We start from the raw sequence: 10,277 nt of genomic DNA on the forward strand, positions 1-10,277 counted from the left end.
GACTCAGAAAGAGAGCGTTGGCTCCCCATTTGGCAAAACATAATTCGTAAGCATAATTCAGCTTTCCCTACAAACTCTAAGTTTTGCATAGTCGTCGGTGAATGGGGGCGAGGCAGACCCTGTGATGAACTTCTCCGGTACTATATAGTTACATTGTCATCACAGGGTAATGTCGTTGAAGATCTTGTTTGGCAGCTGCAAAAAACAGAATGAGTTAGCGAGTAACTCAATTGGATTTTGCTCGAGGCCAATTCTTTCATTGAAACCAAGTCATTGAAGTATCAATCTATAACGAACAATGACCCTGTAATAGATTTTCTGTAACTGTGTTCTAGTATGTTTTTGTCAAAGATGTTCTATAACTAGTCGATGGATTTCTCGCTTTCGCTAAAGCTCGTAAGTTACTAAACTGTAAATCGTATTTTGACCTGACCCAGAAAATTTTGTGGCTAAATACCATAACTTTCAATAACAGAACGAAATGCATTAATACGCATTCGCTCGTGTCGAACATGTTTAAGTTCATCTTGAAAGATTGCACCGTTTTCAGGCTTCAGCGCGATTAAGTAATGCAGCCCTTCTTCACGGCCTACAAGACTAGCTTCTTCATCCTCCAGCTGTGCCAATTTCATGTCGATGCTTTGGCCGTTTTCCTCAACAGTTGGTGTTGCGGCAAAATTGCATGCGTTATCGGTGCCCTCTAATTCCAATGGATTGCTTTGATTTTTTGAAAATAAGAGATAGCGAATATCGGGGTATTTTTTTGCAGAAATTAGCCCTTGTTTTACCAAATTGATCGCTGCTCGGTGAAACTGCTGTTTCACATTTTTCTTGTGGTAATCGATTATTTGCGCTGAAGCAATGTACTCCTCCATAAGCTCTGTACTAGACTTCTCGACACCCTCTCGTAGTGTATCGAGTATGAACTTAAACAAGGTTTGCTTATTGGCTATGTTCATAATTTTCTCCTAAAGTTCTAAGTTTTCAGAAGCTTGCAGCGCATCTTGTACATCTATACCGAGATAGCGCACTGTACTTTCGATCTTTTTATGGCCAAGCAATAGCTGAATGGCACGTAAGTTTTTGTCTCGCTTATATAAAATGGAGACTTTTGTTCTGCGCATCGAATGTGTCCCGTAGAGGCTTGAATCTAATCCAATGGACTCCACCCATTTATGAACAATCCTGTCGTAAGTTCGAGTGGTCATATGTGGCACGGAATTAATTCGAGAACGAAAAATATAGTCGTCGTATTTTAGGCCTTGTAGTTCAATCCATTGTTTTATCGACTTGCGAGTTTGTTGGGTAATTTCAAACTGAACAGCTGTACCAGTTTTGTGTTGAACGATGCTCGTTCTCGCTAAAACTTCACCACCGCGCATGACATCTGATACTTTAAGAGAAACCAAATCACAGCCTCTTAATTTCGAATCAATCGCCAGATTAAATAACGCTAACTCTTTAATATTTTGCGTCATTTCTAATCTGGCCCGGATTGACCAAACTTCTTGCGGACGCAGTGGGGCTTTCTGCCCAATTATGCGGCCTTTGTTCCAAGCGATATGATCTCCCATGCGACCACCCACTTTTTGATAAGTCAGGATAGGAATTGAAAGGTATAGGTGCAAAGATCTCAAAAATAAAGGACGTTTTTCTGAGATTTTTGGACGAGATTCGAGATGTATTTCTGCTCAAGTTTAAAAGCAGACATTCCGCGGCAGTTTTAAGCTATGTCTGCATTTGGCACGGAGCCGTCGGTCGGCTCTAACTCATTTCTGTCCAAAAATGAGTTAGTTCGACCATTTGTTGTTCGCGCATAGTCCACTTTCTAAATCGTGCCAGAAGCGGACGATGAGCATCTATATCATGCACAATATGAGCTACTACAGCTTTAATTACTACAGCTTTGATTGTTTAGATTTTAACTGACAGCTAACCATTATTATGCTGGAACTGTCAGCGTTAATTTGTGCAACAATGTTGCCTTGAAGATTAATACGCGTCTTTTAAGTTTGCGCCCATTGGCGTAACAAATTGTGATACACCCCAGTTAAGCGGACTATCTCAGGTGAATCTTGAATTTTCGCACGCAGTTGCTGGATGGCCATATCCATATCAAACAAAATGGTACGTTTTTCATCACTATTGACCATACTTTGTAGCCAGAAGAAAGACGCTAAACGGCGCCCAGCCGTAACAGGTGTGACTTTATGTAAGCTGGTTGACGGGTAAAGTACCATATCGCCAGCTGCGAGTTTGACGCGGTGCGAGCCATAAGTATCTTCAATCACCAGCTCTCCACCTTCATATTCTTCAGGTTCAGAGAAGAACACCGTCATGCTTAAATCGGTTCTGACTTTAACAGGCGTGCCTTTAACTTGGCGGATGGCATTATCAACGTGAATACCAAAACTTTGCCCACCTTGATAACAGTTAAATAGCGGTGGAAAAATTTTAAGTGGCAGGGCAGCCGACATAAACAAGTTATTCTGAGCGAGGGCACTTAAAATAACGTTGCCAATGTCGATAGCGGTAGGGGATTGCTCAGGCAGTTGTAAGTTGTGTTTGGCTTGGCTGGATTGATAACCTGCGGTGACATTGCCATCTAACCATTCTGCGGCTTCTAGCTTGGCTTTACAATCAGCAACTTGTGCTTTGGTGAGCACACCAGGGATCTTTAATAACATCACAACTCCTCAACAATCAAAGGGCAAGCCAGTTCGCTTGCCCTTTTGGAAACACTTATAGTGGCTTAGAAACGATAGTTGGCAGAAAGCCCAATATAGCGACCTTCACCAGGAATAAAGTGACCACCACCAAGTTGGTCAATATATTCTTTATCAAATAGGTTAGTGGCGTTTAACTGTACGTCTAAATCAGCGTTAACTTGATAAGTCACCATCATGTTCACTAAGGTATAGCCTTCAGCAACACGGCGCGTCACAGCATCTGAGCTGTTGTAACGTTTGCCGATATAGTTAGCACCTAAACCAATTGCTAACTTATCAGTCGCTTGGTAACGGCCCCATAGAGAAGCAGACACTTTTGGCGTACGTGGTAACTCAGAACCAATCGTCGCAGCTTCACGCTCGCTTGCTGATAGTACTTCGCTGTCTTGTAAGCTTAATGAAGTGACGATATCAAAATTACGAGATACTTTGCCCGTTGCAGCAAATTCAATCCCTTTCACACGCTGCTCACCGTGTAGGGTGTAGCTGCCATCCAGTTCACGGGTGCGTGCATTGTCTTTGGTGATTTGGAATAGCGCAACGCTGGTGCTTAGTACATCGTCAAACCATTGCTGTTTTACGCCAAATTCGTAACTGGTGGTTTGCTCTGGGTCAAGTTCATCTAAATTTGAGCCAGTGCTGGTGCTAAACGTTAAGCCTTCCGCTGATGGGTTGAAGCTATTGCCAGCAGCTAAGTACCAGTTGGTATCTTGGTTGGCTTTGTAGACAAGCGCGCTGTTCCAGCTGAACTCACTGATATCGCTAGTTAGCACTTTAGCGCTATCAACATAATCGTAATGATAATCTACATCAAAACTGTCATGACGTAGGCCAAGTGTAAGTTGCCATTGTGGGTCAAGGGTTAAGGTGTCGATAACGTATAGCGCGATTGACTTGCCTTCTGCCAATGTGCTGTTACCTTCACGGTGATATTTACCCGTGTAGGCATGCTGCTGCGGGTTAAATAAATCGTTGGTTACACCATCGCTTATCAAGTTATCTGTGGTGCTAACGAAGTTCCAACGCTCAAATTTTTCATTTGCAAGCTCGATTCCAGCAACTAGGTCATGTTGAATCCCAGCAGTGAAATAACGCCCCATTAAATCTGCCTGTAGTGCAGCCATACGGTTTTCTGTATCGCGGGTTTTTTCATCGTCTAAACGAATGTTGGCAGATTTAGTTGCATCTTTGAAACGTGGCGCAGTCACCACTGATTGACGCTCGACTGCACCTACACGACCTTGCACACGAACTAAGGTATTGGCGCTTAAGTCGTGCTCAAGTTTAGCGGTAATGACTTGTGCTTCGATATCTTCAAAATCACGGTAGATATTACCGTAGAAGTTGCTGTATGGCACATTTGGTGCTTTGCCTTTGTATGGCTCTAGAACGTCAATATACGTTTTGTCAGAGGTCGGAACCCAAGGCAAACCATAGTCTGGTAGGTTGTCTTGCTTCTGGTATTCACCATTAATCGTAAGGCGTGTTGCAGTACCAAGGCCAGTGGCTGCGTTAACGCTTACAGCAGTTTTGCTGTTGTTAACATAGTCACGGCCTGCAACATCACCGTCATCAACTAAAGCGTTTACACGGACTGCGCTGATATCGTTGAGTTTAATGTTGGTGTCGAGTGTCAAACGGTAGTCGCTCTCGGTGCCAAGACGCGCAGACACTTCATTAAAGTTATCTAATTTCGCACTTTTAGTTGAAAGGGTAATGGTGCCGCCTGTTGAACCACGACCAGCTTGTGCTGAGCTTGGACCTTTGCTGACTTCAATCGCTTCAAGGTTGTAAATGTCGCGGTAGTAACCTGCGATATCACGCATACCATCAATAAAAATATCATTCTGAGCGCTAAAGCCACGAATAGAGAGATTATCACCAGTCGGGGCACCGCCTTCACCTGCGGCGAGCGAAATACCAGCAATGTTACGCATCGCGTCACGTAAACTGTCAACGCCTTGGTCGCGCATCAAATCTTGGGTAATGATGCTCACTGATTTTGGCGTATCAGCTAAAGACTGGGTGTTTTTGTGCGAAGTAGAGCGCTCAGCATTGTAAGTTTGCTGTTGTTCCGCTTTGGCTTTGGTCACAGCCAGCTCTTGTGGCTCATTGGCGTGCGCATTTGCAACCGCACTGACAACTGCCAGTGGTAACATCGGGGCTAATTTCACCAGTTTCCCTTTTGTAACTGAATTAGACATTATAACTCCATGAACTGAGGGTGCTGTCTCGGTCTTGCTCTGACCTTAAATGTTAACAGCGTATTGTTGTTAAAAGCGGTGCGACTCTAGCAGAGTTAAAACGCAATGTAAATGCGAATGGATATCACTTGATATAGCTTTATTGTCTTGGCATAATTAGCAACAATCGTTTCATCTCGGTAAACAATCACAATATGCGCAAACTGTGGTTATTAACATCTCCTAACGTAGTCCAATTGCAGCAGCAATATCTGCAGTGCCTAAATAAAAAAATAGGGCCATGCCTAATTACCAACTTCATGTTGGCGCTAGAGGGAAACTAATCAGAATGAAAAACCGCCAACTTATTCGTCCTACTTTTTTCGCCGCATTGATGCTATTAGCCACACCGAGTGGTTACGCGACCCCAGCAGAGGCTTTACCACAGTTGGTGGAGCAGTGGTTGAACTTAAGTCGCCAGCAACAGCAATTAGTGACGCAGTGGGCGCAAGAAAAACCAGCGCTAGAACAGCAACTCCAGTTGCTCAAGCAAGAGCAGCAGCAGCTCAGTGGCAAGGTTAAAGTTCAGCAAGGCGGGCAATCTGAGGTAGATAGCAAACGCCAATCGCTTATCACCGAGCAACAGCAACTAGAGCAACAACAACAGCTGTTGAGTAGTGAGCTGATTAAACATCGCCAACAACTGCAGCAACTCGCAAGCCGTATGCCGCCGCCATTGCAAGCAAGTTGGCAGGCAAATCTACAAACTTGGCAAAGCTCAATGGAGCAGCTAGCGCTCGCTGAGCAGCTACAGCAAGTACTGGCTATGTATCAACAATTTCGTGATTTTCAAAAGCGCATTGTAGTTCAACAGGATGTTATAGAATTAGACGGTAAACAAATATTGGTTGAACAGCTGTATATGGGCGTGAGCCAAGCTTGGTTTATGACTAAAGATGGCAGCCAAATTGGTATAGGCGCGCCGAAAGGCACAAGTTGGCAGTGGCAGCAACGAGACGATATTGATGTTGGCGCACTACAGCAGGCGTTAGCTATGTACCGCAAGCAACAGCCAGCCGCTTTAGTAACATTACCTTACTTTGCCTTAAGCCGAGGTGCACAATGAAGTCAATTAACCTTTGTTTACCTTTGGCGCTATTCTGTGCGGGCTTTACTGTATTCTCTCCAGTTACTGCTGCGAGCACCGCAGAGCAAAGCCTGTTAAAAGATATTAAAACCACACAGCAGCAACTACAGCAAACGGATAAGCAAATTCGCGATGAGCGCCGCGCTTTAGGTAAAGCAATTTTTCAGCATACTCAAGATGTTCAAACATTGCGTGAGCAAGCTGCAGTAGCGCAGCGCTTGCTGGATGAGCAAAATCTTAGTCTTAGTGCGCTCGAAAAACGTCTTCAGCAGTGGCAAGAACAAACGCAGTATCAACAGCATTTACTCAGTCAATTTCATCGTGATGCGGGCAATTTAGCCACTAATGATTTTATGACTCAGTTGCAGCAACTGGACCAAGTTGCAAGTGCCATGGCAGCGAGTCTAACACCCGCATGGCAAGAAACTCAGCTAGTAAGCCGTGAAGGTGAAGTAAGCACTGCGAATAAACTAGACCTTGGACCTGTGCAGCTTTACAAGTTAGGTGAAGAGTTAGGGTTGGCTAGCCTTGATGGCAAGCTTTGGCGTGCAGATTATGCCTTTACGCCAACGCAAAGCGCGAGATGGCAAAACGGCGATATGGCTGAATTGACTTTTGACCCCACGCAAACGAGTGCGTTGTTGCAAGCGGAGCAATCCGAAAACTTACTACAACATCTGCAAAAAGGCGGGGTATGGGTGGTGCCTATCGTACTGTTTGCACTGTTTGCATTAGCCATCGCTATCTACAAAGCGCTGCAATTTGTCCGTTTGCCTAGTTTACCGAGTATGGCTGGGTTATCGTTATTGCAAACTCAGCCAGAGCGCTGGGCGGCGTTGGGTGCAGCGGGAGAGTTACTTAAGGTGTGGCAAAAGTTTGCGCCGGGTCAGCAACGTGACGACGAATTATTTAATGTGCTGATTGATGGCCGTGAGCAACTAGAGAGGTTTGTCGGTGCTGTTGCGATTACCGCTTCAGTGGCCCCGCTGTTAGGTTTATTGGGTACGGTATCGGGTATGATAGATACCTTCAAAATGATGACGTTATTTGGCGCTGGAGATCCGCAAGTGGTGTCTGGCGGTATCTCGCAAGCACTTATCACCACCGAACTTGGTCTAGTGGTCGCAATTCCTGCCTTGATTGCTCATGCTTTATTAAACCGCCGCGCAAAACAGTATTACCAACAGTTAGAAGGATTGGCGCTGAGCTTGAGCCAACAGTTAAGCCAACAATCATCACCACAACAAAATGTGGAGGCAGCATGACAGAGATCCTTGCAAATCCGCTGTGCTGGGTGATGTTTGCAGTAGCGGCAGGCAGCTATTATGGCAGTTTTGTGTGTTTGTTTAGCCCCAAGCCTTGCCAGAAAGTCATGTTAGGATTGGATTTCTCGCAAGTGCTGACCGCTTGCTTACCGCTGCTTGGCTTACTCGGCACTATTATTGGTTTGTTACAATCGTTTAGCGCGATGTCGTTAGGACTTGGTGCGGATAGCCAAAGTTTAACTAGCGGTATTGCGGATGCTCTTTACACCACAGAGCTTGGGCTACTGCTTGCAATTCCCGGTTGGCTGTTAAGCTCACAGCGTCCAAGACAAGGAGCGGCGCTGTAATGCAAGGTCGTTTACAACACAGATTAGAGCAGCAAAATAGCAGCATAGATATGTCGCCATTAATTGATGTGGTATTTATCTTGTTGATTTTCTTTATCGTCACCACAGTATTTGTGCGCGAAACAGGGGTTGAGGTTGATAAGCCGCAGTCTTTGACAGCGAGCCAAATTCCTAGCCGCGTGATCATGCTGGCTATCACTACCCAAGGGCAAGTGTATTACGATGGTGCCAATATTGGCGTTGCTGGGGTCAGGCCTACATTACAGCCTTTGCTAAGTGGTGGTGATAAACCGGTTTTATTGCAAGTGGATAAAACCGTGCCGACATCGTTACTCGTTCAAGTTATGGACGAAGCAAAGTTGGCAGGTGCCGTACAGGTTAGCTTGGCCACGCGGAAGTAATAGCATGAAAGCCGTTAATAATACTGCGCTGCGCTGGTTCAAAGGTATTCATCGTCGCGCGCTGCTGGCAAGTGTGACGTTAATTATGCTGCTGATGCTGCTACTGCAAGGGATCACTTGGTTAAGCCATTATGACGAGCCTGAGCTGGTGATGCGCAAGGTAGATCTTGCTTTGCCTTTACCGCCGCCACCACCACCTCCGCCACCAGTAAGTAGCAGTGCGGAGCCTGAGCAGCTCGCACTTGCAGTCCCAGGGGCTGGAGCGAGTTTGCCGATCACCCTTGATTTGTCGGCACCAAGTATTGATGTCGCGTTGGCTGCCCCGAATATGACATTGGCGGAGCCAGAGTGGCAAAACGTTGAAGTCGATTGGCAAGCGGTTAGTCTAGATACTTTAGATGGATTACCAACTTTACTTACGCCAGTGCGTATCGCTTTCCCAAAAAGTTTAGAGCGACAAGGGATAAAAAGCGTATTGGTCAAATTAGATGTGGTTATTGATGAGCAAGGCACAGTTAATCTGGTGAATGTAGTCAGCAACCCGTATCCAGAGCTAAAACCGCAAATCGATAAGCTGGTTAAACAAAGCCGTTTTACCGCACCAACACAAGCACAGCAGCCTGTTCGGGCAAGATTTATCTGGCCCGTGGAGTTAAGTCACTAATGCAAAAAATACCTTTTAAATCAAAAAAAACACTGTCGTTGTTGGTGGGGTTTCTATTCAGCCACCTTGCTTTTGCTGAGATTGATTACAGTGCCAGCCAGCTTGAGCTGCAAGCACCGAGTATTGCGGTGCCCGTATTTAACTACCGTGACCGCCAAGTTAGTTTAGCCATCGCCAGCCATGAAGCGGGCTTTATGAGCGATATTAAACCTTTACTCGCAAAGCAGCAGTACCAACAGGTTGCAGAGGCATTTGCCAGTCGACCATTAGAAAAAGACAGCGCAGCATTGCAGCAAATGCGAGGGCAAGTGTTACTGACCCTAAAACGTTACGATGAAGCCGTCCAAGCATTGACCGCTGCAGTCCAACAAGCACCAGAGTTAGTGGGAGCGCAGCGCTCATTGGCGTTAGCTTATATTCTCAATCAACAACCGCAACAAGCGCGTGCCCCCATGTTGGCTGCTATCAGCCTAGGTGCAAACGATGCGGCGCTGTTTGGCCAGCTTGCGTATTTAAATCTGCAAAGTTATGGCCCATGGAGCGCCATTGCCGGTTATCGACAGGCACTTTTTTTAGAGCCTGAGAATAGCCAATGGCAAAAAGGCTTACTCCATGCGTTGACGCAAGCGCATGCGTTTGCAGAGGCTGAAGCATTATTAAAAGAGCTGATTAACAAGCAACCCGATAATCCAGATTGGTGGTTACAGCAGAGCTATTTGGCTTTGAGTCAGCAAGCTTATAGTAACGCGTTACAAGCGCTGGAAGTGGCAATGCGTATGAATAGTGCTAAAACCAGCCAAATTCAAACGATGCGCAATTATCTATTGTTAGCAAAATTACACGTTCAATATGGCAGTGTGAACCAAGCGCTATTCGCTTTGGAACAAGCAACAACACGTGCTGATAAAAGTGACAGCAGTGAACTGAACAGCAATATTCAGCAGTTAAGTCGCTGGTTTGCAGCAGAGCAGCAATGGGATGCGCTGCAGAGTTTGTTTAACGTTGTAGAAAAAGCCAAGCTAAATGACCTTAAAGGCAGTTTATGGCTGGCCAAAGCACAACTGGCGATTGCGAAAAAGCGCCATACAGAGGCTGAGCAATTACTTATTTCTGGCATTACCGCTGAGCCAAGTAATGGTCAAGGTTTGCTTATGCTTGCTGCACTGTATAAAGACAAAGGTAACTTAGTCGATGCGATAAATTATTACCAACGTGCCAGTACCATTGAAAGCAGTAAAGAAGCTGCACTGTTGGGGCAAGCACAACTGGAAATAGACCGTAAAGGCTATCAAGCGGCGATTAACTTGCTGCGCCAAGTGTTGAATGTCAACCCAGCTCGACAAGAGTTACGCGCTAATATTAAAAATCTTGAGCAGTTGCTTCGTTATGAAGGCTAAAGGCGTGATTATTTATAAGTGAACAGTAACGCAGAATAAAATCAAGCCAATACGTGACGTATTGGCTTCAGACTGTTGAAAAAGGGCTAGACACAGATCTAGCCCTTTGATCTAATAAGCACAGTGAGTATCGAGAGTTCACCA

At 45.4% G+C, this 10,277-nt stretch carries 10 protein-coding genes; 6 read left to right on the forward strand and 4 right to left on the reverse strand.

All coding sequences use genetic code 11. The annotated features are described in order from the left end of the window. Positions 1–449: 449 nt before the first annotated feature. The 4 genes from ACFOEE_RS04005 to ACFOEE_RS04020 all read right to left on the reverse strand — a co-directional run bounded on the left by ACFOEE_RS04005 (position 450) and on the right by ACFOEE_RS04020 (position 4,933). The gene (locus tag ACFOEE_RS04005) at positions 450–959 is read right to left on the reverse strand and encodes a hypothetical protein (protein WP_377121164.1); all 510 of its coding nucleotides are present in this window, start codon (positions 957–959) and stop codon (positions 450–452) included. A 9-nt stretch (positions 960–968) separates the two neighbouring features. Continuing rightward, positions 969–1,574, reverse strand: a complete 606-nt coding sequence (locus ACFOEE_RS04010; protein ID WP_377121166.1) for a tyrosine-type recombinase/integrase — start codon at positions 1,572–1,574, stop codon at positions 969–971. A 432-nt stretch (positions 1,575–2,006) separates the two neighbouring features. Next, positions 2,007–2,687: a Fe2+-dependent dioxygenase gene (locus tag ACFOEE_RS04015; RefSeq protein ID WP_377121168.1), complete on the reverse strand. Its 681-nt coding sequence runs from the start codon at positions 2,685–2,687 to the stop codon at positions 2,007–2,009. Between the two features lie 65 nt (positions 2,688–2,752). After that, positions 2,753–4,933 carry a TonB-dependent receptor gene (locus tag ACFOEE_RS04020; RefSeq protein WP_377121170.1) on the reverse strand — a complete coding sequence of 727 codons (2,181 nt, stop codon included), beginning with the start codon at positions 4,931–4,933 and terminating at the stop codon, positions 2,753–2,755. 328 nt (positions 4,934–5,261) lie between these two features. Between ACFOEE_RS04020 and ACFOEE_RS04025 the strand changes: the two genes are divergently transcribed. From ACFOEE_RS04025 to ACFOEE_RS04050, 6 genes are read left to right on the forward strand one after another with little or no spacing between them, the layout of a single operon-like run. Then, positions 5,262–6,038: a DUF3450 family protein gene (locus ACFOEE_RS04025; RefSeq protein ID WP_377121172.1), complete on the forward strand. Its 777-nt coding sequence runs from the start codon at positions 5,262–5,264 to the stop codon at positions 6,036–6,038. Further along, positions 6,035–7,324 (forward strand): MotA/TolQ/ExbB proton channel family protein, encoded by a 1,290-nt coding sequence (locus ACFOEE_RS04030; protein WP_377121174.1) that lies wholly within the window; start codon positions 6,035–6,037, stop codon positions 7,322–7,324. The genes ACFOEE_RS04025 and ACFOEE_RS04030 overlap by 4 nt, the downstream gene beginning before the upstream one ends. Then, positions 7,321–7,671 carry a MotA/TolQ/ExbB proton channel family protein gene (locus ACFOEE_RS04035; protein WP_377121176.1) on the forward strand — a complete coding sequence of 117 codons (351 nt, stop codon included), beginning with the start codon at positions 7,321–7,323 and terminating at the stop codon, positions 7,669–7,671. The genes ACFOEE_RS04030 and ACFOEE_RS04035 overlap by 4 nt, the downstream gene beginning before the upstream one ends. Beyond that, on the forward strand, positions 7,671–8,072 hold the full coding sequence (locus ACFOEE_RS04040; RefSeq protein ID WP_377121178.1) for an ExbD/TolR family protein: 402 nt from the start codon (positions 7,671–7,673) through the stop codon (positions 8,070–8,072). Before ACFOEE_RS04035 ends, ACFOEE_RS04040 begins: the two co-directional genes overlap by 1 nt. Before the next feature lie 4 nt (positions 8,073–8,076). Then, a complete protein-coding gene (locus tag ACFOEE_RS04045) occupies positions 8,077–8,736 on the forward strand; it encodes a hypothetical protein (RefSeq protein WP_377121180.1) in 660 nt (219 codons plus the stop codon). Continuing rightward, positions 8,736–10,133: a DUF2225 domain-containing protein gene (locus ACFOEE_RS04050; RefSeq protein ID WP_377121182.1), complete on the forward strand. Its 1,398-nt coding sequence runs from the start codon at positions 8,736–8,738 to the stop codon at positions 10,131–10,133. The genes ACFOEE_RS04045 and ACFOEE_RS04050 overlap by 1 nt, the downstream gene beginning before the upstream one ends. Positions 10,134–10,277 lie beyond the last annotated feature (144 nt).

This window comes from Pseudoalteromonas fenneropenaei, from assembly GCF_042643375.1.
In the GTDB taxonomy this organism is placed as follows: Bacteria; Pseudomonadota; Gammaproteobacteria; order Enterobacterales; family Alteromonadaceae; genus Pseudoalteromonas; species Pseudoalteromonas fenneropenaei.

What these genes read in the sequence shown, in the direction of transcription:
- ACFOEE_RS04005 (WP_377121164.1), bottom strand. Translation starts at nt 959, where the DNA reads ATGAACATAGCCAATAAGCAAACCTTGTTTAAGTTCATACTCGATACA.
- ACFOEE_RS04010 (WP_377121166.1), bottom strand. Translation starts at nt 1,574, where the DNA reads ATGGGAGATCATATCGCTTGGAACAAAGGCCGCATAATTGGGCAGAAA.
- ACFOEE_RS04015 (WP_377121168.1), bottom strand. Translation starts at nt 2,687, where the DNA reads ATGTTATTAAAGATCCCTGGTGTGCTCACCAAAGCACAAGTTGCTGAT.
- ACFOEE_RS04020 (WP_377121170.1), bottom strand. Translation starts at nt 4,933, where the DNA reads ATGTCTAATTCAGTTACAAAAGGGAAACTGGTGAAATTAGCCCCGATG.
- ACFOEE_RS04025 (WP_377121172.1), top strand. Translation starts at nt 5,262, where the DNA reads ATGAAAAACCGCCAACTTATTCGTCCTACTTTTTTCGCCGCATTGATG.
- ACFOEE_RS04030 (WP_377121174.1), top strand. Translation starts at nt 6,035, where the DNA reads ATGAAGTCAATTAACCTTTGTTTACCTTTGGCGCTATTCTGTGCGGGC.
- ACFOEE_RS04035 (WP_377121176.1), top strand. Translation starts at nt 7,321, where the DNA reads ATGACAGAGATCCTTGCAAATCCGCTGTGCTGGGTGATGTTTGCAGTA.
- ACFOEE_RS04040 (WP_377121178.1), top strand. Translation starts at nt 7,671, where the DNA reads ATGCAAGGTCGTTTACAACACAGATTAGAGCAGCAAAATAGCAGCATA.
- ACFOEE_RS04045 (WP_377121180.1), top strand. Translation starts at nt 8,077, where the DNA reads ATGAAAGCCGTTAATAATACTGCGCTGCGCTGGTTCAAAGGTATTCAT.
- ACFOEE_RS04050 (WP_377121182.1), top strand. Translation starts at nt 8,736, where the DNA reads ATGCAAAAAATACCTTTTAAATCAAAAAAAACACTGTCGTTGTTGGTG.